This is a genomic window from Chryseobacterium sp. B21-037 (genome assembly GCF_028570785.1).
In the GTDB taxonomy this organism is placed as follows: Bacteria; Bacteroidota; Bacteroidia; order Flavobacteriales; family Weeksellaceae; genus Chryseobacterium; species Chryseobacterium proteolyticum.
On sequence record NZ_JALGCB010000001.1, the window covers coordinates 2329716 to 2353916 of the forward strand.

Sequence of the window (24201 nt, forward strand, 5' to 3'; positions counted from 1 at the left end):
AATGAAAAAATATATTTTTATTTTGTTAGCCGCGGCTACTTTAGGTTTAACCTCCTGCAGCCCTTTTCAGGTTCGTTCTGACTATGCCGAAACTGCTAATTTCACTTCTTATAAAACATACAAAATAAGAATTGATGATTTGAAACTTAACGATATTGATAAAGACAGGGTTTTGAATGAATTATCAAAACAGCTGCAGAGCAAAGGTCTTTCATCGGGAGAAAATCCGGATCTTATTGTTAATGTAAAAGCTAATCATAAAAAAGTAACGGATATCAACAGTTATTCACCATACGGAATGTGGGGATGGGGAGGACCTTTTGGATGGGGTATCGGAATGAACAGAACATGGACCAGTAACTATAATGAAGGAGCATTAATTGTAGACCTGGTAGATACGAAAAGCAATAAGCTGGTTTGGCAAGGTATAGGAAGCGGAATATCTGTAGACTCACCAAGAGCTAAACAAAGACAGATCCCTGAAATTATGGCGGAAATTATGAAGAACTATCCTCCACAAAGAAAATAAAGATTATTTTAAATCAATTATACTGAGCCAATGCATGATTTTGCATTGGCTTTTTTTATTAATTTGTAGTTCATCACGGTAGTTATCTTATCAAATATATACCATACATAATATAAACGGCCAAAATTAACAGAAATGTAATTTTTCATTTCATAAAAATGTAGTAATCTTACACCCTAAATTTTTATTAAATATGAAAAAAATTATCTTATTTCTTGCTTTAGCAGGTATTGCTAAAGCCCAGGCTCCTGCAGGATACTATTCTTCTGCCAATGGATTAACAGGGGCTGCTTTGAAAACAGAACTCAGTTCCATTATTACGAATGGTCACCAGGACAAAGGTTATGGAGGACTTTGGACCGGATATAAAACTACCGATATTGATAAAACTTATGAAAACGACGGATCTATCATGGATATTTATTCCGAGAAACCCAATAGTGCGGATCCGTACAACTATACTCCGGTGACGAATCAATGCGGAACTTATTCAGTAGAAGGAAATTGCTATAACCGTGAACATATTGTACCACAAAGCTTGTTTAATGAAGCATCACCGATGGTTTCGGATATCAACTTCATCAGAGCTACCGATGGTAAAGTAAACGGAATGAGATCCAATTATCCTTTCGGAAAAGTAGGAACAGCAACATTTACATCCAAAAATGGATCAAAATTAGGGAACTCCGTATCTTCAGGGTATTCGGGAACAGTTTTCGAGCCAATTGATGAATTCAAAGGGGATGTGGCCAGAATGATCTTTTATTTTGTAACACGTTATCAAAGTAAGCTTTCTTCTTTCTCTTCAGGTAACATGCTAGGAAACACAGCTTTTCCGGGGTTACAAACCTGGGAGCTTAATGTTCTTTTAGCATGGCATAATCAGGATCCTGTTTCTCAGGCAGAAATCTTAAGAAATAATGCTTCTTATACTTATCAGGGCAATAGAAATCCTTTTATTGACAATCCTGCTTATGTAGATCAGATCTGGGGATCTCAACAACCATCAAACGATACTCAGGCACCTACAACAGTTACGGGCCTTAGTGTTTCAGGTAAAACATCAAGTAGTGTATCTCTTTCATGGACTGCCTCAACGGATAATGTTGGCGTTTCCTCTTACGACGTTTATATGAACGGAAGCTTAAAAACCAATGTAGCTTCAACTTCTGCAACAATTTCAGGATTGAGTTCATCCACAACTTATACTTTTTATGTAGTAGCTAAGGATGCGGCTGGAAATACTTCTTCCGACAGCTCAACAGTTTCTGCAACTACAGAATCCGGAGGAACAACGAATCCAGGTACAGATTGTGTCAATGAAAATTTTGAAACCATTCCTACGGGAAGTTCATCAAGCTATTCTACAAGAACATGGACCAATGGTGGAATTACCTGGACTGCAACAGATGCAAGAACCGATCAGACGATTTCCAATAAGGCGATTACTGTTCGTGATGGTTCTTTAAAATCGAGCAGCTCAGCTAGTGGTATCGGATCATTAACGGTAACTACTCAATTAAAATTCAGCGGAAGCGCAGGAACGTTTAATGTTTTGGTAAACGGAGTACAGGTGGGAACAATTCCTTACAGTGCAACAACTGCAACCACAACAATCAATAATATTAATGTTTCCGGGAATGTAGTAGTGACATTGGATAATAATTCATCAAGCAATCGTGTAGCTCTTGACAACCTCAGCTGGACTTGCTATTCCGGAACAGGAAAGCAAGGCAAGAGTATCTCTTCTGATGTTCAGCCTGAGTCAAAAGATTTACAGGTTTATCCTAATCCCATTTCAAATCAGGAGATCTTCATAAAAGGAGAAACTCAGAATATTAAAAAAGCTGAGATCTATAATTTGCAAGGAAAAGTAATGGAAACAATTAACAGCCCCTTCAAAAACAGCAGGAATTCAATTAAAATTAAAAATCTTGAGCAAGGTATCTATATCTTAAAACTGGATAATTCCAGTCTTAAGTTTATCGTTAAATAAGCTTTCATGATTTTATTTTAAATAAAAAAAGCCTTCTCTTTATTAAGAGAAGGCTTTTTATTGGTAGTTTAAATATCAGGGAATCAAGACCGCTCTGCCTTTGATTTTCCCTTCTCTTAACCGGTCATAAACCTCATTAGCCTGATCGAGCTTATATTTTTCAATTTCAATATGGATTTTCTTTTGTCTGGCAAGTCCTACAACCTCCATCAGTTCCACCCGGGAGCCCCAGTAAGGATTAGTCATACTTACCCCAAATGGCAATCCGGACATATTGTATTGATAATGTCCTCCTCCCAATCCTACAATGGTAAGGTCTCCGTCAAGGCTTACAACCTTAGTTCCCAACTCAATGGTCGAAGTTGCTCCAACAAAATCCAATACTACTTTAGCCTTTTTTATTCCGGTAATCTTTTTGATCTGTTCTGCAGCATCAGCATCTTTGGAATAAATGGTGTAAGAAGCTCCAAGCTCTCTGGCAAAGGCCAGCTTATCTTCTGTGACATCACATGCAATAATTTCAGCTCCGCTGATCTCCCGTAAGATCTGAAGTGCAACATGCCCTAATCCCCCAACACCGATCACCACCACATACTCATCTGCCATCAACTTATCCAGTGACCTTTTGATCGCTGAATACGGGGTTAAAGCAGCATCGGTAAGTGGTGCAGCTATAACGGGATCGAGATCATAAATAGGAACCAATAAACGGGACGATGGAACAAGCATATATTCTGCCATCCCGCCATTCAGTCCTAATCCTCCACCATACGCCATTTCTGACTGATGGTCACAATAGTTCTCTTTTGATTGCTGACAGGGTTTACAATGCCCGCAGCCCCAAGGTCCATAGACTAAGACAGCATCCCCTTTTTTATATCCTTTGACATCTGAACCGATTTCTTCAATCCATCCCGCATTCTCATGTCCCAAAGTAAAAACAGAACCTGAAACTGTACCTTCATCTATAATATGCAAATCCGAATGACAAACACCTGCACCTCCAATCTTTAATAATACTTCTTCTCCTGATGGTTTTGGGATTTCCATATCATTTACAACACGGACATCTTTGTGTCCGAAAAAACGTACTGCTTTCATACAATTAATATTTGAAATTTATATACTTCAATTTACTAATAACATACTGGTTTACATGAATAAATACCATTAAATAAATCATGTTTCCAATAAAATTTCCTATATACGTATTACATTAAAGAAAATTACAAACAACCCACCAACAAAAAATGACCGCAAAATTGCGGTCATTCAGTTCGATCATATCATTAAAGTTATTTTCCCATATTTTTAAGCTGATTAATCTGCTCCATATATCCGTCCCAGCCGACAGTAGAAAGGACAAAGATCATATAGGCAAGACTCAGAACTCCTATAATCAGACCAATGATGCATAATATTCTTCCTGTTTTAAGGTTATCATAGTCTGAATATACTCCCGGATTCTGAAGATACAGCGCATTATCCTTATTGTACAGATTCATTCCGATTAATCCACAGATTACACCTACAATCCCGTTACAACAACAGCTTCCGAGGATAGCGACGATTCCTAGTACTAGTACGGTTGTCGCGTTTGGTAATTTTTGATTCATAGTTAGTTATTTTAATAATTTAATGTAATGTTAAAGGATGTTTATAAAAATAAGAAACCACCATGATAATTGAATTAATAATGGCTAAAAAAACCAGTATATTACCATAGCTTCTTTTTTTATCAATAAAGTTCACTCCTACCATAAGCAAAAAAAGAAGTAAGGTGTAGACCGCAGGAAACATATGAAAAGCCTCTGAAAATTTTCCTTCAAAGACTAAAACAATTGCCCTTTGGGTACCACAACCAAAACATTCAATTCCTAAGAATTTTTTGCTTGGACAAGGTAGCATAAAATCTTCAATCTTCATTTCCTGAACTTTTATTTTGGTTTCTAAAATTAAGAAGAAATTTTAGCTCTTAGATATTGATGTGGGAAAAAACAGTTTTCATTCATTTCAAAGGATCCCTGAACTGCAATATATGGATTTCTAAGAATTTCCCTGGCTACAAAAATAAGATCGGCATCACCCTTCTGTAAAATATCCTCAGCCTGCTCTATTTTTGTGATCAAACCTACTGCTCCCGTCTTCACTTCAGCTTTATTTTTTACCTGTGATGATAAAGGGACCTGATAACCGTCAAAGACAGCAATCTTTGCTCCATGAATATTCCCACCACTTGAAACGTCCACTAAATCCACCTTATGCTGCTTCAGTATTTTTGCAAGCTCTACACTGCTTTCGATATCCCATCCATTTTCAGCATATTCTGTTCCTGAGATTCTCACAAACAATGCAGTATTATCATTCAGTTCCTCGTTTACCGCATCTACTATTTCTATTAAAAATCGTATTCTGTTTTCGAAGCTGCCTCCATATTCATCTGTTCGTATATTCGAAAGCGGAGATAAAAACTGATGAACTAAATATCCATGTGCCCCATGGATCTCTATAATATCAAATCCTGCTTTCACAGCTCTTCTTGCAGCTTCTTTAAAATTCTGAACCTGAGTTTTGATTTCTTCCAGCGTCAGAGCGTGTGGAATTCTTTCTGTAGGATGATAAGGAATCGGGCTAGGTGCCAGGGTTTCCCACCCCTCTTCCACTGGAATTTGAATATTATTCCAGGTAGAGCCTTTTCTTCCGGCATGTGCCAGCTGGATTCCGATTTTACTCTCAGAATTGGAGTGGACAAAGTTGACAATCTGCTGAAGTTTTTCAGCCTGTTCGTCATTCCATATTCCCATACATTTATTAGTGATCCTTCCCCGGGGTTCAACACCCGTTGCTTCAATCATTATCAGTCCGGTACCACCTTGTGATCTGCTTCCGTAATGTACGAAATGAAAGTCATTAGCCATTCCGTTTTCACTTGAATACATACACATAGGTGACATAACCCATCGGTTAGAGAGTTTAATATTTCTGAATTGTATCGGAGTATATAACATTGTCTATTAATTTTTGAATTTTACTAATGAAGAGGAAATAATCCCGGGTTGCCCACGTGATTAAAAAGAACTAATTTTACCTCCCCTTTTTAGGCTCCAATAAATATATGAAAAAAGATATACAGATCGGCTACGAATATTTTAAAAATAGCTCTGAACTGAACGATATAGAAAAAAAACTTTTCGAAAGAGCAAAACAAGCCCGCGAAAATGCTTATGCCCCTTATTCCCAATTTTTGGTCGGGTGCTCCGTATTACTTGAAAACGGAGAAATATTTTCCGGTAACAATCAGGAAAATGCAGCTTTTCCATCCGGACTTTGTGCTGAAAGAACAGCTCTATTCTGGATAGGTGCAAATTTCCCTGAGGAAAAGATCAAAAAGATTTTTATCGTAGGAGGCCCTAAAGAATCTTCTGAAAAAACACCACCGATTCCCCCGTGTGGCGCCTGCAGACAAAGTCTTATTGAATACGAAACAAAACAAAAAGAAAATATTGATCTTTATTTTTCCAGTATGAATGACGAAATCGTTAAGGTAAATTCGATTAAAGATCTATTGCCATTTTACTTTGACTCGACGTTCTTGTAATCGTGAAACTCTCAATTCTGAGGTTCTGGGAATCGTTATTTTTTCTGCAGACCATTGTTTTGATTACAAATTAACAGATACGACTGAGATTTCTTTTTAAAAACTTATCTTTGCAAAAATTTTGGTTTTCAAGCTATTGAAATAATAGGGAATTGGGTGAAAATCCCAGACTGTCCCCGCAACTGTAGATCGCAATTAAAATTTCTATAAGAAACCACTGTGAAAACGGGAAGGTATAGAAATGCGAAAGTCAGGAGACCTGCCAAAATGATAATATCAAAAATATATTGCTTTCGGTGGAAAAGTAAAATAGTATGAAAAAAACCTTAGTACTGCTTTTATCGTTATCTGCTTATTTTCTTTGTCTGGGACAAGAGAAAGCAATCGATACCGTTTATATTTTTGACAACCAGATGAACAAGGTAAAACTTTTTCATAAGGTTACTCCAATTACTCCTCAGGATGCTGAAAAGAATTCCACGAATCTTTCAGAACTTTTACGTTTCCAATCCAGTATTTATATCAAGGAAAACGGACGAGGTGCAGTTTCTTCGCCTTCGTTCAGAGGAACCTCTGCTCCACAGACAGCCTTTGTTTGGAATGGAATCAATATCAATTCGATATTTCTTGGTCAGGGAGACATTAATAATATTCCTCTTTTCGGATATGATGAGATCGGAGTGAAAGCCGGTGGCGGAAGTGTAATATACGGGAGTGGTGCAATCGGCGGGAGTATACATCTCAATAATAATCTGGGTTTCAATAAAAGTTTTAAAGCCTCCCTGTATTCTGAGGGTGGATCATTTGGTACTTTTAATAATTTCGGAACGGCCTCCTACAGCAATGAAAAGCTGAGTTTTAAAGTCTCAGGAAATCATTCGATCAGTCAGAATGATTATAAAGTCGAAGAAAAAAACTATATTAATAGAAACGGCAAATACTTTAACAGTACCTTTAATGTTGGAATCTCCTATAAAATTGCGAGACATCAGACGATCTCATGGCAAAGTCAGTTTTTTGACTCGACACAGAATTATCCGATTTTTGTAGAGAATGGCAACCGTACAAAATACGAGACACAAAGCACCAGAAGCTTACTTTCCTGGGATATTACTAAAAATAAATTTTCAAATAGCTTAAAAGCTGCTTACACAGAAGAAAATTTCCAATATTTTGGCAATTACAATGCTCCGAAGACCAGTGGTTCAACAGGGAAAAATTATATCTTTAAAAATGATTTTAATTATTTCATCGTACCTGAACTTAATGTCAACATCATCACCGAATTCCAGGTAAACAAAGGTGAGGGGTATCAGCCTGATCTCCAAGGTGTAAAAACTGAAGGAATTGGTAATGTAAGTAGAAATGTAGGCTCTTTAGCGGGGTTAATACGATATTTTCCGACGAAAGATCTGCGTTTTGAAGCTGGTGTTAAAAAGGATTTTGTAGAGAATATAAGTTCGCCATTGCTTTACTCATTCTCGGGAAAATGGAGTCCGGTACAATGGTATAATCTTGGAGTAAATGTATCCAGAAATTTCAGATTTCCAACATTCAATGATCTGTATTGGAATCCCGGAGGAAATCCAAACCTAAAACCGGAAAGGTCTTACCAGATGGATATGGACCATGAGTTTAAATGGGGTAATATTAAACTTGCATTAAGTCCGTATTATCTTTATATATCGGATAATATAGTGTGGTTGCCGACAGCTTACGGATATTGGTCCCCAGTTAATATCAATAAAGTGAAGTCTTATGGTTTAGAATCACAGATTACTTTTGATAAACAGCTTAAAGAACACCATTTTAGATTTAATATAGGATATACACTTGCAAAATCCATCAATCAGGAAACTAAAAAGCAAATGATGTATGTCCCTCTCCATAAGGTTTTTGGAAATTTTGATTATCAGTATTCTTTCCTAAAACTTTATGTTCAGGGAGTTTTTAATGGTCTTACATACACTACAACAGATGAAAAAAGAGAAGATGCTATAGATTCTTATTTCGTCATGAACACGGGTGTATCAGCAACGATCTTAAAAAAATATGTCTTAGGTTTTAAAATCAATAATTTAACCAATACTGTTTATGAAACGGTGTCTTATTATCCGATGCCAAAACGTAATTACAGTATTTCCGCAACGATAAATTTTTAATAAAAAATAACATGAAAATAACTAGACTTTTACAACTTTTATTTGCTGTAGTACTACTTTTCAATATTTCCTGTAGTACTGATAGCGATAATACTTTGCCTGTAGTAACTTATGAAAACGGATATTTAATTTCGAACGAAGGAAATTTCGGAAAGCCAAATGCAGAAGTAACTTTCGTTTCAAGAGACTTAACTTTTAGTCAAAACAGCATCTTTTCCAAAAATAATAATGGAAACCAATTGGGTGATGTTTTACAAGCTATGGCATTCAACGGGGATAAAGCGTATCTCTTGTTAAACAACTCAAATAAAATCCAGGTAGTAAATCGATATACTTTTAAAAGTGCAGGTGAAATTACCAATCAAATAGATAATCCCCGTTATGTTGCAGTTGCCAATAATAATATCTATGTAACCAATGATAAATATCAGGGAGCTAAATATGTAAGTATTTATAAAAATTCAGATCTATCTTTTGTTAAGAAAATTACATTCACGGATAACGTTGAAAGAATTGTTGAAGCAGGAGGAAATATTTTTGTTCAAAATGCAAGCTTTGGATTCGGAAACAAAATAACTTACATCAATACTTCGAACAATGATGTACAATCTGTAATTACATTGCCCAATGTAAACATCAACAAAACAATTTCCTATAATGGTAATGTATATGTTATTGCTACAGGAACTACTGACTCTTATATTTATCAAATTTCAAGTACCGGAAGCATTACGAAAACAACAACGTTGACAGGTATTCCTAATGCTACCAATCTTCAGATTGATGGTGGAAGATATTTCTTCTCTTCAGCAAATAAAGTATACTCAATGGTTATGGCGGCAACTACTCCTCCTACAACTCCTATTATTACTGCTGTAGACGGAGGACAATACTATACACTTTACGGTTTCAGTGTTGTAGATGGAAAGATCTTTACGTCTGATGTGAAGAACTTTACTGAAGACAGTGAAGTTACAGTATATACTACTTCAGGATCAAAAATCAAATCCTTTACAACAGGTAAGGGGACTAATGGCGTGTATTTAAATTAAGAAGTTTCTACTTTTTAATAGACTAATAAATTTTATTTTTTTTTCATCATTTGTGTTTTTTCCGGGCTGCCTAAGGCAGCCCGGATTTCTTCTACAGAAACCAGACAACATCCAAATAAAAAAGATCCGGAAATGAAATCTCCGGATCTTTTTCTTTTTTCAATTGATAGTTTTGGACTCAGATGATCAATCCTAACTTTTCAGCTTCTGCAATAACATACTTTTTTGCTTCTTCATGATCATTCTGGATTTCACCTTCAAGAATAGCTTCTTTAACCTTCTCTTTCAGAATTCCAATTTCACGTCCCGGCTTCAGCTGAAACATCTCCATGATTTCTTCTCCGGATATAGGTGGCTGAAAGTTCCTTACCTGGTCCTTTTCCTCAACTTCTTTTATCTTTACCGCTACATATTCGAAGTTCCTCTTGAACTTTTCCTGTTTTTTTGAATTTTTCGTGGTGATATCCGCCTTACAAAGCGTAAACAGATCTTCAAGATCTTCACCAGCGTCGAATAAAAGTCTTCTTAGAGCAGAATCAGAAGCATCATCCGTAATCAAAGCGATCGGGCGGGATGAAAGTTTGACCATTTTCTGTACATACTTCATATCTGGCCCTAAGGGAAGTTTAAGCTTTTGGAAAAGGGTTTTCACCATTTTCGATCCCAAAAATTCATGACCATGGAAAGTCCAGCCGGTTCCTTCAACAAATTTTTTAGTGGGTGCTTTTCCAATATCATGAAGTAATGCTGCCCAACGCAACCAAAGTTTGTCTGTATTGACGGAAATATTATCTACAACCTCCAAAGTATGGTAAAAGTTATCTTTATGGGTCTGTCCTTCCACCTCTTCTACCCCTTTCAGTTCAATCAATTCAGGAATGATGTATTTTAAAAGACCGGTTTGTTCCAGCAGGCTTAATCCAATAGACGGCTTTTCAGAAAGCATAATCTTATTGAATTCTACCATAACCCTCTCCTTCGAAACAATTTTAATCCTTTCTACCTCCTGGCTGATTGCGGATAACGAGTTTTCCTCTATCGTAAACTGTAAGGTAGAAGCAAAACGAACCGCTCTCATCATTCTCAAGGGATCATCAGAATACGTCTGTGCCGGTTCCAAAGGGGTTCTTAATATTCCTTTTTCTAAATCTTCTACTCCATTAAACGGGTCTATAAGTTCCCCAAAATTATCTTTATTTAAAGAAATTGCCATTGCATTGATCGTGAAATCCCTTCTCTTCTGGTCATCTTCTAATGTTCCCCCTTCCACTTCCGGCTTTCGGCTGTTTTCATTATAGCTTTCCTTTCTTGCTCCCACAAATTCCAGCTCAAGATCTTTATATTTGATCATTGCGGTTCCATAGGTTTTGAACACGGAAACCTTCATTTTCGGATCAATTTCCGCAGCCACGCTTTGTGCAAGCTCTATTCCGCTTTGTTCAGTAACAAAATCAATATCTGTAGACGCTTTTCTTTTCATCAGTAAATCCCGCACGTATCCGCCAACAATATATACTGATTGATTATTCCGGGCTGCAACCTCCGAAATGATTTTAAAAAGCTTTAGATTTTTATTTTGATTGAGATTAATGAACATATTTATTATTTAATGTAAAACCATTAAGAAACCAGGTTATTGGACTTATTTAAAATTCCATGCATTTTAAACAGACTCCACCTCCCACTCTCTTAATGGTTATAATGATTTTGCAAAGATAATTAAAATCTTGTTTTCTACTCCCGAAGTACCTTGATTCTATTATCACTCCAGATTTTGATAACTGAAGATCCGGAATACCTGGAAACCTTTTCCCTGTCTTCTTCCACTGCATAATCAACCATGTTAATGATCTCCGGAGAGATATCCGAAAATTTTAACGGACTCTTGTCTCCGCTAAAATTTGCTGAAGTAGAAACCAACGGTTTATTCAGTTTTGTGATGAGTTTTTTACAAAAATCATTTTTTACTAACCGAATTCCAATACTTCCATCTTCTGCCAACAGTTCTTCAGGTAAGCCTCTTGGATTTTCATAAACTATAGTTACCGGTTTTTCACTTAAATCAATAATTTCCCAGGCCATTTCCGGAACATCAACCAAGTCCTGAAGTCTTTTTTCAGATTCCACCAAAATGATCATCGACTTGTTTTTTTCGCGCTTCTTAATCTCAAAGATCTTATTAACAGCCTCTATATTAGTAGCGTCGCAACCAATTCCCCAAATTGTATCTGTAGGATAAAGAATAGTTCCACCGGATTTTAATATATTGATAATGTTTTCCATTTTTAATATTTAGAATTATGAGAAAAATGAAAGAGAAAGAATCTCTTATATACAATTTTTCAAATTGAATTTACATGTCAAAAATACGGATTTTCCGTTAGGTTTTGGTTGAAGCCATCGGAATAAAAAAATACATCAATACAATTTTATAACAAGAGCATATAATCAATAAAGGTGGGCTAAAGCCCACCCAAAAAATGATAAAAAAATATCATTCTATTTTTTCAAATTTGGTAAATACCTCTCTTCAATAACATTCAGATGGTGATAATTATGCCCTACAATTAACTTACCTACTGTCTCTGCTGAAATAGAATTTCCGTTAGCGTTTCCTACCGTAGCCAAAGCATCAGGCTGTAAACTTTCAAGGAGGATCTTAGAAGATTTCCTTACCAGCTGATACTCATCCAGTAAAGATTTCAGGCTTCTGTCATTAGCATGAGAATTATTTGCGTATTCATTTTCATCAAAACCTGGTAAATCTTTCTGCTCGCCTCTGGCGATCGCCAAAATCCTGTATTGAAAAACTCTTTCCGTATCGGAAAGGTGTAATAATAATTCCTTCAAGGTCCATTTTCCTTCTGCGTACGTAAAATGAGATTGCTCTTCAGAAAGGGCGGAGTAAATATTGGTTGTCTTTTCTTCTGATCTTTGTATTTCTTCCTGCCATTTTCCGGAAGGAATAAGATCGAGGTATCTTTGAATGTATTTTTGAAATTCAGTCATGTGTGAGTGATTATGGGTTATTGATGATAATTGATGTGTGATGAGTGATAAATGATGAAATTTAGACCAATGTTTATATGATGTTTATTACATCAAATCTTGATTCCTGGCTCTTGGTTCTTGATTCCTGGCTCTTGGCTCTTGATTTTTGGTTCCTAAATCTTTCCCTCCTCCTTCTATTCTTCCGGATTACTCCATTCATAGAAATTAACAGAATCGTAGAGCTTAAAACCACAAGCCGGATATAATTGATTTCCTATGTCATTGCTTTTTCCTGTTTCCAATAACACTCCGCAGGCATCAGAGGATTTGCAAAGCTCCTTTGCTTCTTCTATCAACTGTTTTGAATAGCCCTTTCCTCGATATTGGTCATTAACATAAAGATCATTGAGCAACCAATAGCGTTTCATTCTGGTTGAGGAAAAAATAGGATATAACTGAACAAAACCAATTAATTTATCTTCTTCCTGAGCAACAAAAATTTCAGAATCCTGATTCAGGATCCTTTCTTTTAAAAAGTTTTCAGCAGCCGGGATATCAGATACCTTATGGTAGAAAATCCTGTATTGATCAAACAATCCGGATAACTCTTCTATATCCGAAATATTTGCTTTTCTTGTATTTTTCATATGATATAATGCTTATCGGTGATCATAGCTCAGCACCCGCTTGAGTTTCCACTGGTTATGGTCGAAGATCCACAAGTGGGTAAATTTTGCTTTTCCGGTCTTATTCCATTTCCCATTGTTGTTTTCGAAAAACTCATGGTCACCTTCCTGTATAAATCCATATAAGGTTTTATTATTATACAGAGGATACACTTTCATACTTCCGGGAACAAGTTCTCTTTTTATTTTACCGGGAACGCTGCAGATGTTATTTTTTACAGAAGCTATAAACGCTTCTTTACCCAGAGTAATACCACCAATATCATGATAGAACTCAAGGTCATTACTTATGATATCATTATAGTGGGAAGGGTTACATTTATTAAATCCTTCTTTGAAAACCAAACTATCCAATTTCATGGCGGTTTGAAAGAGTTCACCAGTAGATTTAACCTGTGCATATAATAGCTGGTTAAAAATACTCAGGATAAAAATAATTGTAATCCTTCTCACTACTATATTATCTCAATTAAGAAAAAGCTCTTTCCAGGTCAGCGATAAGATCTTCAGCATCTTCAATTCCAACGCTTAGACGAACCAAATCATCTGTGATGCCTAATTCAGCTCTTTTTTCAGCAGGAATGGAAGCGTGAGTCATCAATGCCGGGTGATTAGCAAGAGATTCTACTCCACCTAAAGATTCAGCAAGGGTAAAGACTTTTACTCTTTCAAGGAATTTGATGGCATCTTCTTTCTTTCCGGATTTAAAAGTAAACGAAACCATTCCTCCAGCTTCCTTCATTTGGGATTTTGCTAATTCATACTGTGGATGAGATTCCAATCCCGGATAGATTACCTTATCAACTGCAGGGTGGCTTTCAAGATATTTTGCGACTTCCAGTCCGTTATCCGAATGTCTCTGCATTCTTAATGCCAGGGTTTTAATCCCTCTAAGAACCAGATAAGAATCATGTGGTCCTAAGATACCTCCACTTGCAAATTGGATGAAATGTAGTTTCTCTCCCAATTCTGCATCTTTAGCAATAAGAGCTCCTGCAATAACGTCTGAATGTCCTCCTAAATATTTTGTTGCAGAGTGCATAACAATGTCAGCTCCCAGATCGATAGGTCTTTGTAAATAAGGCGTTGCAAAAGTATTATCTACGGCTACCAAAATATCTTTTCCTTTAGCGATATCAACAACAGCTTTGATGTCCACTAATTTCATCAGAGGATTCGTAGGTGTTTCTACCCAGATCAGCTTTGTTTTATCTGTAATAAATTCTGAAATTTTAGAAACATCATCAAAATTCACGAAAGTAAATTTCAATTGGTATTTCTCAAAAAGTCTTGTAAACATTCTGTATGTTCCACCATACAAATCATCAACAGCTATTACCTCATCTCCCGGGTTCAGTAACTTCAAAACACAATCTATCGCTGCAAGACCTGAACCGAAAGCAAGACCTCTTGCTCCATTTTCAATACTTGCCAAAGAATCTTCTAAAGCTTGTCTTGTAGGATTGGCAGCTCTCGAATATTCGTAACCGGAGTGAACACCCGGACTTTTTTGTGCAAAAGTAGAAGTTAAAAATACAGGAACATTTACGGAACCTGTTGCAGATTCATGGTGCTGGCCACCGTGAATAACTTTTGTATTAAAATTCATAATATTTTTTTTAATCCAACAATCCAATAGTGTAATTATTTAAAAATGCTATTGATGCATTACACTATAAGATTGATATATTAGTAATTGGTTTACATTTTTATCGCAGATTTTACCGCAAATTCCTCTGCCATTTGTTCGATCCACTGCGCCACATCTTCTTCTCCTGTCGCTCTCTGATAGGTATTCCCTAATGAAACTAAAATCTGGTGAATGAACATTTTCATCTGATCCACAGGCATTTCTTTTGTCCAAAGATCAATTCTTAATGCTTCCATTGCTTTTTCATCCCAAACAGAAATCATCGTTGCCTTAGTTTCCTCTTTTTCAATTCCTCCATCCTGAGCATTCCATGTTATGGTTTCCGGAATGTGATTTTCATCTAATTCAACGTCTATCGTTATCTGAGTCTTTCTCATATCAATTTTAAATTTTTCACAAAGTTAATACTTCTTGAGCTTATCTAAAATTTCTACGAAATTATCTTCATCAGGAAAAGGGCTGTTCATGTTAAAAACTTTTCCATCAGGATCTATAATAATAAATCTGGGAATAGTTTGAATTTTATATCTGTTCATAAACTCCTGAGCATCCGCCAGCCAGTATTGAGGTACTTTGGATGGTTTTGTTTTTAGATAATTCAGCCATTTTGATTTATCCTGGTCAAGACTTATTGAAATAAACTGAATATTACTATAGTATTGATATTTAATACTTCTCATGTCAAATATCGGCCGGATCTGTTTACAAGGGCCACACCATGTTGCCCATAAATCAATGATCACATATTTTCCACGATATTGCGAAAGCTGGTGCGACTTCCCTTTGTTATCCAGAAATTTTAAATCTACAAATGCGGCTCCTTTTTGAGAGATGGTCAGCTGTTCATATTTCGATGTTGCCAGCTTTTTATAATCATTATCTCCTAACATCCGGAATTCTCTTTCAAAAAGCTGCTTCCTTAAAGTACTATCCGATTCCAGCTCCATGGTCTTTATAAGATGTTTACTAACCAAACGGTCTTTGTCGATATTATCGGGTAACGCGTTTAATTTCACAAAAAGAATACTGTCAGGATTGGACAACCGGTCCCTGTCGGTGAGCATTTTATCCAATCTGTATTGTAAGTAATCATCATTTTTACTTAACAGAACCGTCGGATTTTTAATTTTAGCATTCAGTTCGTTTAAAAATTCTTTCGGAGCAGCAAATTTAGGGTCATCCCAGGAAGTCATTTTCCGATAGTTATTAATCTCGTTCAAATACTGAATGGCAAGAAGCTGCTTCCTGTAAGATTTATATTCATCAGATAAGGCATTATTTTCAGCATCTGTATAATGTTCCAATCTCTTAATATTTTTATTCCAATCGGATTGCGCTAGCTGATAAAACTCTGAAGGATTATCATTGTATTTCTGTTGCTCCACAGCATATGAGAATTCATATCCGAATCCATCTTCTTCTGTATTATACTGCTGTTCGGCAGACCTGTTGGAGATTAGAAAATATTGAATTTTTAAAGGATTACAACGGATGTCAAAATCAAAATGGTCTCCGCTTCCCATCATGAAATCGATTCTTTTGGTTCCAAATTCAAGACTATATTGATCAAATGGAATCTGTTGACGGGTTTCCCACAGGAATGATCCGTTTTTTACAATGGCACTTCCTACCTGCTTATGAAAATCCTTAGAGAATATTTTTACAGAATCAATCTTCAGATCAGTATATAAGGTACCTTTGATAACAACCCCTGCACCTTTACTTTTGTAATCTTTAGGTTGCTGTATAATGAAAAATATTCCTGCTGAAACTACAATAAAAACAGATGAAAGTACTATTTGCTTTTTATGACGTAGAAATGCAGATTTAAATCCTTTTCCTCTGTACCAGAAATAACCTATAATAAAAAATACAATAGCCCAGAATATACTTAGATATTCACTGTAAGTGATAAAATAATTCAGGTTTCTTACATTAGGTGTTTTGGACAGAATATACATAGAGTTGTAGGGGCAAAAAGGAAATGCTGCTCTTTGTACCAAAGAATAGGTATTGACTATAAGTCCTAAAATACCTACCAAAAAAGCCCATATAAAACCTGGAAAAGCTACTGATATGCAGAGCTGAACAGCTGCCACACCCAATACTCCGATGCATAATCTTATGAACATCTTAAGCATCCAGATTGTATCGAAGCTTAACAATTTTGTTGTACTTGGGTGAATATAATAATCCAGAAATGAAAAGATATTACTGAATGTAAAATAAGAAGCAATACATAAAAAACTTAGTAATAACAATACCACATATTTTGCGAGATACAATTGCAGTTTGCTGATGGGCTGAGTTTCCATAAGCTGCCATCCATTATTTTTATGATCTACCTGAGCGATCCTGTTGGCCGCTATAACGATATAAAGCAAAAGAAAAAAGATGGAAAAGGCTTTAAAACTATCCGTTATAGAGCTTTCAAAAACAGAAAGAGGAAGCTCTTCCTCTGTAATAAATCGGGGATTAAAGGTACTGGTCAAAAAAGCAAGAAGAGGAATCAGCATACCAAGTACTATTGCTAAATAAACCAATCCCAAACCTTTTATTTTAAGCCATTCCGTATTGATGAGTGTTGTTAACTTTTTCATTTGTGCTGTTTTTAATTTTTTGTTATTTCCATGAACCAATCTTCCAATCCCGCACTATTTTTGATTTCAAAAATCTCTGCTTCATTTACAACCAGTTTCTTGGTAAGTCTGATGATGTCTTCCCTGGATTGCACGGTAATTTCTAAAGTATGATCATCAATTATCTGAGGGGCATAATATTCAGGAATATGTTGTAAAAATTGAGGTGCATTATTAAGTCCTATCCTCATATGGTTATGGCGGTAATGCGTGTTAAGCTCTTCAACACTTCCGGAAAATTTGATGGCTCCATGCGATATAATAGCAAGGTGGGTGACCATTTTTTCCACTTCCTGCAACAAATGACTTGAAATGAATATCGTAATACCCTGTTCTTTGTTGAGTTTAAGCAATAGTTCTCTGATCTCTAACATCCCGTTAGGATCAAGACCATTCACCGGCTCGTCGAGGATCAGAAGTTCGGGATTACCAAGAAGTGTCATAGCGATTGCAAGCCTTTGCTTCATCCCTAATGAATATTTCTTCATTTTCATTTTCCTGCTGTCCCAGAGATCTACCAGATTCAAAACTCTTTCACACTCAGAATCAGGGAGGTTTCTTAATTTGGAAAGAATAGTAAGATTATCCCAGCCGGACAAATGATCATAAAAGGCAGGGCTGTCTATAAGGCTTCCGATCCTTTGAAACCCATCAGGATAAAGTTCAGGTAATTTCTGACTAAAAATTTCAATGGTATTGTTTTCATCGGGAATACTGCCCAGCATAAGCTTCATGGTCGTTGATTTACCCGCTCCGTTAGCTCCCAGGAACCCAAAAACACTTCCTTTCGGAACCGAAAGGCTCACATTTTTAAGAATAAGTTTATTTTTTGAAAATCCGTAACTGAGGTCCCGGATTGTAATCAGATTTTCCATACATAGGTATTTTTGATTAGTGTCTAAAAAATAGAAAAGACCTTTTGTGAAGAACAAAAGGTCTTATATAGGTCTTAAAAATAATCTATTTTGTTACAGCGGGTTTATAACCAGATTGGTTAAAAATTTCAGTTGCATCCATTTTAAGAAAATCTGTAAGCTTTACCTCAGGCTTTTCTTTCAGATATTTTTTACAGATCTGCCATCCTGTATAAATACCGATCTGCGGAGAGGATTCATTGTCAATATCGGTATAAAATTTAGAAAAAGGTCCCGGAGAGATAAAACGCTCCTCCAGTCTGTGGTCATCCCCAAACAATAAATTATTCTCGACAAAATAATTCCAGATGTTGCCTTCATTGCTTACTGCCCACTCATACTGCTGTTTCGTATAATTCATTTTAAGGTAATCAGGAGTATCCGGAAGAAATGCGTCCTGGAGGATCATTACTTTTCCGTTATATATCAGCAGGTCAATAAACTTCTGATGATCTGTAGAGAAAGGAACAATGTTTTCGGCAAACATCCTTGATACTTTAGGGACGATATTGTTTGGATTCATGGATTTCTGGAAATACAATTCCAGTCCTTTGTAATTTGGGTTTTTGTCCCCCATAAATCCGGTAATATCTATAAACAAAAGGTTTCCTTTTTCATCATAAAAAACCGGATCCTGAATCATCTGCAACGCTGATGAAAAAAGATACACTTTAGGGCTTTTAAATTTAGGGAAATAATTCCTGATATGTGAAAACAGATCCTGAAGCTCTTTTTGGAGTTTCTTCTGATCAATTTTTGCAACGGCCTCTCTATAAATCTTTATTTCTTCTGCGTCAGCTCTTCTCTTTCCAAAATCTTCATCAGAAACAGTACCCTGAAACCAAGGAAACTCCGATTTAAATTTTTCCAGCGGTATATTCTGGTCGTAGAACTGACTAGAAATATCTGTCATCTCCACTTTTTCGGCAGGTTCCTTTAATTCTACTTTCCATACATTGTCCGCTTCTTTCTTGCAGGAATACAATCCTAAAACTAATATAGAAGAAAGCGCTATAGTTCTAAAAATCTTCATTATTTTTACAGAAATTTAAGGTTACGAAAATACGGATTTAAACATAATATCATGATGAAAAATAAATAAACAGCTTGCTTTGCTGCAATATTTTCCTTTTTTCATGATTTAAAATACCCATTCCATTTCGAAATCTGTTATTGATTAAAAAATAAACATATGCAACTGGAAACTGAAAGACTGATTCTAAGAAAATTCGAAGCTGATGATGCCGAGCGTCTTTTTCTTCTGGATTCCGATCCGGAAGTGGTAAAGTATGTATGTACTCCCCCGGCAAAAGATATCAGTGAATCTGAAAATGTTATTAAAATGATCCAACAGCAATACGAGGATAATGGTGTGGGAAGATTTGCAGTGATTGAAAAGAAGAGCAATCTTTTAATCGGATGGAGCGGTTTAAAATTCATCACTACAGAAATAAATGGCTACAAGAACATTTACGATCTTGGTTATCGTTTTATTCCTGAATTTTGGGGTAAGGGATATGCGATTGAATCTGCAAAAGCTTCTTTGGATTTTGGGTTTTATGATCTTGATCTCCCCGTTATATATGCCTGTGCGCATTCTGAGAACAATGGTTCCAATCATATATTGAGTAAGTTAGGGTTTGAAAATAAAGGGGAATTTGAAGAACCGGACGGTATATGCTTTTGGTATGAACTGAAACGTGAAAAATACAATTCAAAAAAATGATTGTAAGACAGGAACTGGAAAAAGATTATCCACAGGTTTTTGAATTAGTGGAACAGGCATTTAAAAATGCGGAACACAGCGACCATCAGGAACAGTTTTTAGTAGAAAAGCTAAGAAGATCGGATGCTTTCATTCCAGAATTATCCATTGTCGCCGAAATAGAAAACGAAATTGTCGGCCATATACTTTTTACCAGGCTGTCTGTTAAAAATAATGACAAAGCCTTCAATTCATTGGCTCTGGCTCCTGTTTCCGTGAAACCTCAGTATCAGGGACAAGGAATAGGTAGTCAACTGATCAGTTCTGGACATAAAATTGCCAGGGAATTGGCTTATGAATCAGTGATTTTAATAGGCCATGAAAAGTATTATCCGAGATTTGGATATAAAAAAACAAGTAATTTTGGAATATCATTTCCTTTTGACCTTCCGGAAGAAAATGGGATGGCTATAGAATTGATACCCGATGCTTTAAAAAATGTAACCGGGATTGTAACATATCCTAAAGAATTTGGAATAGATTAAAAATATCATATATAATGCAGACACAAAAAGTAATTGATCATATTGTAAGCTGGTTAAAAAATTACGCAGAAAAATCAAAAGTAAACGGATACGTGATTGGAGTATCGGGAGGTGTTGACTCAGGAGTAGTATCAACACTAGCAGCGATGACCGGTCTGAAGACTTTATTAATAGAAATGCCGATCCGTCAGAAAGAAGATCAGGTAAATCGTGCATGGGAGCACATGAATGATCTAAAGTCAAGATTTCCTAATGTAGAAGCCATGTCTGTTAATCTGACTCCTGCTTTTGAAGAACTGTACAAGACTTTCGATGTAAAGGATGATTTGTATCCGAATGAAAAATTAGCTTTTGCCAATACAAGGTCACGTTTGCGTATGCTTACCTTATATTATTATGGACAGCTTAACGGCTTATTGGTTTGCGGAACCGGAAATAAGGTCGAGGATTTCGGAATCGGATTTTACACCAAATATGGAGACGGAGGTGTTGATGTTTCCCCTATTGCAGACCTTTATAAAACGGAAGTTTATACACTTGCAAGAGCCTTGAACCTTGTTAAAAATATCCAGGAAGCTATTCCTACAGATGGACTTTGGGATGTAGACAGGACTGACGAGCAACAAATTGGTGCCACCTATCCGGAACTTGAAAAGATCCAGAAGGTATATGGTTCTAAAACTGCAGAAGATTATGAGGGACGTGATCGCGAGGTATTCTTAATATTTGACAGAATGCATAAAGCAGCCCAGCATAAAATGAATCCTATTCCTGTTTGTGATATTCCTGAAGAATGGAGATCATAAAATAATCAGTATGCTAATATCACCGTCTTGGTAAAATTGGTAGATTGTTTATATTGGTAAAGTATATAATAGAGTATGAATAGTAAAATGAGACCCGTATTTTTTGCCTGTATCGGCCTTCTGTTTGGAATGTCTGTGATGTATATTTTCAATAAGTTTTCTGGTACAGAAAAAGATACTCAGAATCCAAAAGCTGAATACAGCACAACTGCCGGTACAGCAAATCAACAATCTATCGATCAGCTTACCGCAGAAAAAACGGTAATCAGTTATGTAAAGGAACATCATCAGTTACCTGATTATTACATTACAAAAAATGAAGCCAGAAAGCTTGGCTGGAATCCTTCGAAGGGAAATCTTTGCGATGTTCTCCCCGGACGTGCCATCGGAGGAGACCGCTTCGGAAACAGAGAAAGAAGTCTTCCGCAAGGGAATCAATACTATGAAGCTGATGTAAATTACAGTTGTGGAAGTAGAAATGCCGACCGTATTATTTTCACAAAAGATGGGGATGTATATCTTACCAAAAATCATTATAAAAGTTTTGAAAAACAGTAGCTGCTTAATCAGCATTCTGATGCTGATGCTTATTCTATTTTCCTGTTCAGATAAATCGCATAAGCTGACAATGGAAAATAAAGGATTGATAGTATTGGTTCAGCCATTTAATGATTTAAAACCTGAAAGTGTAAAATTCGTAAGCAATGAGATCAGGAAAATATATCCGGATATAAAAATTCTGAATGCTATAGATTTACCGAAAGAGGATTATTATCCGGAGAGAAAACGCTACAAGGCTGATTCTGTTATCAGATTTTTAAATAACAGAACCGACAGAGGTTATGTCACAATCGGCTTAACATCAAAAGATATAAGCACCACTAAGGGTAAAATAAAAGACTTTGGTATAATGGGACTCGGTTATAGACCCGGAAAAGCATGCGTAGCATCAAATTTCAGATTAAATAAAGCAAAAGCTGATGAACAGCTTTTTAAAATTGCCATTCATGAACTTGGTCACACACAGGGATTGGGGCATTGCCCTGAAAAAACATGTTTTATGAGGAGCGCAGAAGGTAAAAATCCCACAGATGAAGAGGTGGATTTTTGCAAAAAATGCAAAGCCTTTTTAATAAATAAAAATTGGAAATTCAATTCAATATGAAAACAGTATATATAGATTTTACAGATATAGGAGATTATGAAGATTTCTATAGCCAGTTGAAAGAGAAAATCAGTCTTCCGGAACATTTTGGGGACAATCTTGATGCCCTTTATGATGTTATTACGGGTGACCTGGAAATGCCTCTGCATCTTGAGTTTGTTAATTTAACGGTAGATCAGCTGGAATTATTTGAGGACCTGCTCACCACCCTGGAGGATGCAGAAGAAGAGCTTGAGGGTTTTACTTTCAGCTATTATCTGGAGCAGTATGAAGATGATGACGAAGAAGCTCCCGAAGAAGACTAAACTTAAATCCCATCAAAAAAATAAAACTCGCAGATGTATCTGCGAGTTTTTTTGGCCTGAGTCAAATAAAAGTGTCCAATTTTTATCTACTGTTTAATGAATTTTAGACTTTGTAAAATTTCCCCCTTCACAAAAATCTGCAGTATGTAATTCCCTGTCGACAATGAGGAAACTTTAATCTGATTTCCTGCAGAATCTGAGGTCATTACTTTCTGACCGACCATATTATAAATTTCAGCTTTTTCTATTTTTTCAATTCCTTTCACGTAGAGGATATCTTTTACCGGATTGGGATAGACAGATATTCCCTGACCTTTTTTGATTGCTTCGTGGGTAGATAAGAATTCAGAAAGGTCCAGATAGAATGCTACAATCTGATTGGAAGAATTGGTTCCAACACCCGCTATTTTTTTTCCATCATGGGAAATAGCCAATGGCAGGGACATCATTACTCCTTGAGTATTGATCCCCAGGCTTGTCGCATAATCATTTAAATTGATTCTTCCCCCGGCAGCTGTCCATATAAAGCCTTCTCCAGACATCGGAGGTGCTGCAAAAGGCCTGAAATAACCTATTACCGTTCCGCCATCAGCAGAAATTCCGGTTGCACCGCCTCTGAAGAAGGCTGAGGAATTAGGATGTGTAATGTAAGTAAGTCCTGAAGTACTGTTCCATACATAAGGATTGGGCATACCTGCCCCTATTATTGTATTTCCGTCGGCGGAAACGGCTCCTGCTTCGCCAACATTATTTCCGTTACTGTCTGTAATATAGCTTTCTGTTCCATTCACCCATTTAGCACCACTTCTGGTTCCGTTGTCTTCATCCTGCCAGCCAACCACTACCGTCCCATCAGCATTTACGGCATTAGCCCTCGAACTTCTTCCCGAAACCATGCTTCCCAGGTCTACCATCCCGTTTTGTACAGTCCATTTTACCGCATGAGCATTGGCAGCAGTTAACCATCCTAATCCTACAATGATACTTCCGTCATACGAAAATCCCCAGGTAGAACTTACAGAGCCGTCCCATCCTGTAGGAACAAGTCCTCCCAGGGAAGTCCATGTTGAATTAGCGATATCATAAACTGATATCTCATTAAATCCCGTACCCGTATTGGTCATTGTAGAGGCAATTTTTGTCCCGTCATTAGAAATTACAGCCCTCCCTGCACCGGGATAGCCATTAGAGGTTGCTCCGATCTGAGACAACCCGTTAATGGCATCCCATTTAAAAATCTGACCACCACTACTCTGCATGCTTACAACCCCATTATCAGATACTGCACCGGGTGAGTAATTGGCTGTCGCCATCACCGTCACCTGAGCATTCATGATCAAAAACAGGTTGAATAAAAAGTAAGCGTATACTGTTTTTGTTAAAATCTTGTAAAAGTTTTCCATATTTATTTGGTTTTAATATTTTGAATTGGCGGAAACAATATTAATATTATATTT

At 36.4% G+C, this 24201-nt stretch carries 26 protein-coding genes and 1 riboswitch; of the genes, 11 read left to right on the plus strand and 15 right to left on the minus strand.

What is annotated here, in order from left to right:
- Window position 1 precedes the first annotated feature (1 nt).
- Both MTQ00_RS10160 and MTQ00_RS10165 read left to right on the plus strand, forming a co-directional pair.
- Entirely contained in the window at window positions 2-529 is a 528-nt protein-coding gene (locus MTQ00_RS10160) for a DUF4136 domain-containing protein (RefSeq protein ID WP_172279788.1), read from the plus strand.
- 193 nt (window positions 530-722) lie between these two features.
- A complete protein-coding gene (locus tag MTQ00_RS10165; RefSeq protein WP_273648761.1) occupies window positions 723-2525 on the plus strand; it encodes an endonuclease in 1803 nt (600 codons plus the stop codon).
- Window positions 2526-2600: 75 nt separating this feature from the next.
- Here MTQ00_RS10165 and MTQ00_RS10170 read toward each other — a convergent pair whose 3' ends face one another.
- The 4 genes from MTQ00_RS10170 to namA form a co-directional block, all read right to left on the minus strand.
- Entirely contained in the window at window positions 2601-3626 is a 1026-nt protein-coding gene (locus MTQ00_RS10170; RefSeq protein WP_273648763.1) for an NAD(P)-dependent alcohol dehydrogenase, read from the minus strand.
- Window positions 3627-3820: 194 nt separating this feature from the next.
- Window positions 3821-4141: a CCC motif membrane protein gene (locus tag MTQ00_RS10175; protein ID WP_273648764.1), complete on the minus strand. Its 321-nt coding sequence runs from the start codon at window positions 4139-4141 to the stop codon at window positions 3821-3823.
- A gap of 19 nt (window positions 4142-4160) precedes the next feature.
- Window positions 4161-4451 carry a DUF2752 domain-containing protein gene (locus tag MTQ00_RS10180; protein WP_172279796.1) on the minus strand — a complete coding sequence of 97 codons (291 nt, stop codon included), beginning with the start codon at window positions 4449-4451 and terminating at the stop codon, window positions 4161-4163.
- Window positions 4452-4480: 29 nt separating this feature from the next.
- Window positions 4481-5533 carry an NADPH dehydrogenase NamA gene (gene namA, locus MTQ00_RS10185; protein WP_273648766.1) on the minus strand — a complete coding sequence of 351 codons (1053 nt, stop codon included), beginning with the start codon at window positions 5531-5533 and terminating at the stop codon, window positions 4481-4483.
- A 107-nt stretch (window positions 5534-5640) separates the two neighbouring features.
- Between namA and MTQ00_RS10190 the strand changes: the two genes are divergently transcribed.
- The 3 genes from MTQ00_RS10190 to MTQ00_RS10200 all read left to right on the plus strand — a co-directional run bounded on the left by MTQ00_RS10190 (window position 5641) and on the right by MTQ00_RS10200 (window position 9337).
- Window positions 5641-6123, plus strand: a complete 483-nt coding sequence (locus MTQ00_RS10190; RefSeq protein ID WP_273648767.1) for a cytidine deaminase — start codon at window positions 5641-5643, stop codon at window positions 6121-6123.
- A gap of 105 nt (window positions 6124-6228) precedes the next feature.
- A riboswitch (cobalamin riboswitch) is annotated at window positions 6229-6404 on the plus strand.
- 33 nt (window positions 6405-6437) lie between these two features.
- Window positions 6438-8285: a TonB-dependent receptor plug domain-containing protein gene (locus MTQ00_RS10195; protein WP_273648769.1), complete on the plus strand. Its 1848-nt coding sequence runs from the start codon at window positions 6438-6440 to the stop codon at window positions 8283-8285.
- Window positions 8286-8296: 11 nt separating this feature from the next.
- Window positions 8297-9337 (plus strand): hypothetical protein, encoded by a 1041-nt coding sequence (locus MTQ00_RS10200; RefSeq protein ID WP_273648771.1) that lies wholly within the window; start codon window positions 8297-8299, stop codon window positions 9335-9337.
- Between the two features lie 178 nt (window positions 9338-9515).
- Here MTQ00_RS10200 and MTQ00_RS10205 read toward each other — a convergent pair whose 3' ends face one another.
- The 10 genes from MTQ00_RS10205 to gldB form a co-directional block, all read right to left on the minus strand.
- Window positions 9516-10934, minus strand: coding sequence for a CCA tRNA nucleotidyltransferase (locus tag MTQ00_RS10205; RefSeq protein WP_273648773.1), 1419 nt, complete (start codon window positions 10932-10934; stop codon window positions 9516-9518).
- A gap of 137 nt (window positions 10935-11071) precedes the next feature.
- A complete protein-coding gene (locus MTQ00_RS10210; protein WP_273648775.1) occupies window positions 11072-11620 on the minus strand; it encodes an L-threonylcarbamoyladenylate synthase in 549 nt (182 codons plus the stop codon).
- Window positions 11621-11836: 216 nt separating this feature from the next.
- Window positions 11837-12346: a DinB family protein gene (locus MTQ00_RS10215; protein WP_273648777.1), complete on the minus strand. Its 510-nt coding sequence runs from the start codon at window positions 12344-12346 to the stop codon at window positions 11837-11839.
- A 176-nt stretch (window positions 12347-12522) separates the two neighbouring features.
- On the minus strand, window positions 12523-12975 hold the full coding sequence (locus tag MTQ00_RS10220; protein ID WP_172279812.1) for a GNAT family N-acetyltransferase: 453 nt from the start codon (window positions 12973-12975) through the stop codon (window positions 12523-12525).
- 12 nt (window positions 12976-12987) lie between these two features.
- Window positions 12988-13467: a DUF4440 domain-containing protein gene (locus MTQ00_RS10225; RefSeq protein ID WP_273648778.1), complete on the minus strand. Its 480-nt coding sequence runs from the start codon at window positions 13465-13467 to the stop codon at window positions 12988-12990.
- Between the two features lie 16 nt (window positions 13468-13483).
- The gene (locus MTQ00_RS10230) at window positions 13484-14623 is read right to left on the minus strand and encodes a cystathionine gamma-synthase (RefSeq protein ID WP_172279816.1); all 1140 of its coding nucleotides are present in this window, start codon (window positions 14621-14623) and stop codon (window positions 13484-13486) included.
- A gap of 92 nt (window positions 14624-14715) precedes the next feature.
- A complete protein-coding gene (gene gldC, locus MTQ00_RS10235; RefSeq protein WP_034687059.1) occupies window positions 14716-15042 on the minus strand; it encodes a gliding motility protein GldC in 327 nt (108 codons plus the stop codon).
- Window positions 15043-15066: 24 nt separating this feature from the next.
- The gene (locus tag MTQ00_RS10240) at window positions 15067-17265 is read right to left on the minus strand and encodes a thioredoxin-like domain-containing protein (protein ID WP_273648783.1); all 2199 of its coding nucleotides are present in this window, start codon (window positions 17263-17265) and stop codon (window positions 15067-15069) included.
- A gap of 11 nt (window positions 17266-17276) precedes the next feature.
- Entirely contained in the window at window positions 17277-18179 is a 903-nt protein-coding gene (locus MTQ00_RS10245) for an ABC transporter ATP-binding protein (protein WP_172279820.1), read from the minus strand.
- 85 nt (window positions 18180-18264) lie between these two features.
- Window positions 18265-19251, minus strand: coding sequence for a gliding motility lipoprotein GldB (gene gldB, locus MTQ00_RS10250; protein ID WP_273648786.1), 987 nt, complete (start codon window positions 19249-19251; stop codon window positions 18265-18267).
- 159 nt (window positions 19252-19410) lie between these two features.
- Between gldB and MTQ00_RS10255 the strand changes: the two genes are divergently transcribed.
- From MTQ00_RS10255 to MTQ00_RS10280, 6 genes are all read left to right on the plus strand, one after another.
- Entirely contained in the window at window positions 19411-19944 is a 534-nt protein-coding gene (locus MTQ00_RS10255) for a GNAT family N-acetyltransferase (protein ID WP_273648787.1), read from the plus strand.
- A complete protein-coding gene (locus MTQ00_RS10260) occupies window positions 19941-20468 on the plus strand; it encodes a GNAT family N-acetyltransferase (RefSeq protein ID WP_273648789.1) in 528 nt (175 codons plus the stop codon). Before MTQ00_RS10255 ends, MTQ00_RS10260 begins: the two co-directional genes overlap by 4 nt.
- Window positions 20469-20482: 14 nt before the next feature.
- Complete coding sequence (nadE, locus tag MTQ00_RS10265) at window positions 20483-21274, plus strand: NAD(+) synthase (RefSeq protein WP_273648791.1); 792 nt, start codon at window positions 20483-20485, stop codon at window positions 21272-21274.
- A 75-nt stretch (window positions 21275-21349) separates the two neighbouring features.
- On the plus strand, window positions 21350-21832 hold the full coding sequence (locus tag MTQ00_RS10270; protein ID WP_273648793.1) for a ribonuclease domain-containing protein: 483 nt from the start codon (window positions 21350-21352) through the stop codon (window positions 21830-21832).
- Window positions 21833-21902: 70 nt separating this feature from the next.
- Window positions 21903-22439 (plus strand): matrixin family metalloprotease, encoded by a 537-nt coding sequence (locus MTQ00_RS10275; protein WP_273648795.1) that lies wholly within the window; start codon window positions 21903-21905, stop codon window positions 22437-22439.
- Window positions 22436-22744 (plus strand): barstar family protein, encoded by a 309-nt coding sequence (locus MTQ00_RS10280; protein ID WP_172279834.1) that lies wholly within the window; start codon window positions 22436-22438, stop codon window positions 22742-22744. Before MTQ00_RS10275 ends, MTQ00_RS10280 begins: the two co-directional genes overlap by 4 nt.
- An 86-nt stretch (window positions 22745-22830) precedes the next feature.
- Here MTQ00_RS10280 and MTQ00_RS10285 read toward each other — a convergent pair whose 3' ends face one another.
- The gene (locus tag MTQ00_RS10285) at window positions 22831-24147 is read right to left on the minus strand and encodes a T9SS type A sorting domain-containing protein (RefSeq protein WP_273648796.1); all 1317 of its coding nucleotides are present in this window, start codon (window positions 24145-24147) and stop codon (window positions 22831-22833) included.
- Between the last annotated feature and the right edge of the window lie 54 nt (window positions 24148-24201).

Bases quoted from the DNA above. Each gene is read 5' to 3' on its own strand.
- MTQ00_RS10160 (WP_172279788.1), top strand. From the start codon at position 2: ATGAAAAAATATATTTTTATTTTGTTAGCCGCGGCTACTTTAGGTTTA.
- MTQ00_RS10165 (WP_273648761.1), top strand. From the start codon at position 723: ATGAAAAAAATTATCTTATTTCTTGCTTTAGCAGGTATTGCTAAAGCC.
- MTQ00_RS10170 (WP_273648763.1), bottom strand. From the start codon at position 3,626: ATGAAAGCAGTACGTTTTTTCGGACACAAAGATGTCCGTGTTGTAAAT.
- MTQ00_RS10175 (WP_273648764.1), bottom strand. From the start codon at position 4,141: ATGAATCAAAAATTACCAAACGCGACAACCGTACTAGTACTAGGAATC.
- MTQ00_RS10180 (WP_172279796.1), bottom strand. From the start codon at position 4,451: ATGAAGATTGAAGATTTTATGCTACCTTGTCCAAGCAAAAAATTCTTA.
- namA (WP_273648766.1), bottom strand. From the start codon at position 5,533: ATGTTATATACTCCGATACAATTCAGAAATATTAAACTCTCTAACCGA.
- MTQ00_RS10190 (WP_273648767.1), top strand. From the start codon at position 5,641: ATGAAAAAAGATATACAGATCGGCTACGAATATTTTAAAAATAGCTCT.
- MTQ00_RS10195 (WP_273648769.1), top strand. From the start codon at position 6,438: ATGAAAAAAACCTTAGTACTGCTTTTATCGTTATCTGCTTATTTTCTT.
- MTQ00_RS10200 (WP_273648771.1), top strand. From the start codon at position 8,297: ATGAAAATAACTAGACTTTTACAACTTTTATTTGCTGTAGTACTACTT.
- MTQ00_RS10205 (WP_273648773.1), bottom strand. From the start codon at position 10,934: ATGTTCATTAATCTCAATCAAAATAAAAATCTAAAGCTTTTTAAAATC.
- MTQ00_RS10210 (WP_273648775.1), bottom strand. From the start codon at position 11,620: ATGGAAAACATTATCAATATATTAAAATCCGGTGGAACTATTCTTTAT.
- MTQ00_RS10215 (WP_273648777.1), bottom strand. From the start codon at position 12,346: ATGACTGAATTTCAAAAATACATTCAAAGATACCTCGATCTTATTCCT.
- MTQ00_RS10220 (WP_172279812.1), bottom strand. From the start codon at position 12,975: ATGAAAAATACAAGAAAAGCAAATATTTCGGATATAGAAGAGTTATCC.
- MTQ00_RS10230 (WP_172279816.1), bottom strand. From the start codon at position 14,623: ATGAATTTTAATACAAAAGTTATTCACGGTGGCCAGCACCATGAATCT.
- gldC (WP_034687059.1), bottom strand. From the start codon at position 15,042: ATGAGAAAGACTCAGATAACGATAGACGTTGAATTAGATGAAAATCAC.
- MTQ00_RS10240 (WP_273648783.1), bottom strand. From the start codon at position 17,265: ATGAAAAAGTTAACAACACTCATCAATACGGAATGGCTTAAAATAAAA.
- MTQ00_RS10245 (WP_172279820.1), bottom strand. From the start codon at position 18,179: ATGGAAAATCTGATTACAATCCGGGACCTCAGTTACGGATTTTCAAAA.
- gldB (WP_273648786.1), bottom strand. From the start codon at position 19,251: ATGAAGATTTTTAGAACTATAGCGCTTTCTTCTATATTAGTTTTAGGA.
- MTQ00_RS10255 (WP_273648787.1), top strand. From the start codon at position 19,411: ATGCAACTGGAAACTGAAAGACTGATTCTAAGAAAATTCGAAGCTGAT.
- MTQ00_RS10260 (WP_273648789.1), top strand. From the start codon at position 19,941: ATGATTGTAAGACAGGAACTGGAAAAAGATTATCCACAGGTTTTTGAA.
- nadE (WP_273648791.1), top strand. From the start codon at position 20,483: ATGCAGACACAAAAAGTAATTGATCATATTGTAAGCTGGTTAAAAAAT.
- MTQ00_RS10270 (WP_273648793.1), top strand. From the start codon at position 21,350: ATGAATAGTAAAATGAGACCCGTATTTTTTGCCTGTATCGGCCTTCTG.
- MTQ00_RS10275 (WP_273648795.1), top strand. From the start codon at position 21,903: ATGGAAAATAAAGGATTGATAGTATTGGTTCAGCCATTTAATGATTTA.
- MTQ00_RS10280 (WP_172279834.1), top strand. From the start codon at position 22,436: ATGAAAACAGTATATATAGATTTTACAGATATAGGAGATTATGAAGAT.
- MTQ00_RS10285 (WP_273648796.1), bottom strand. From the start codon at position 24,147: ATGGAAAACTTTTACAAGATTTTAACAAAAACAGTATACGCTTACTTT.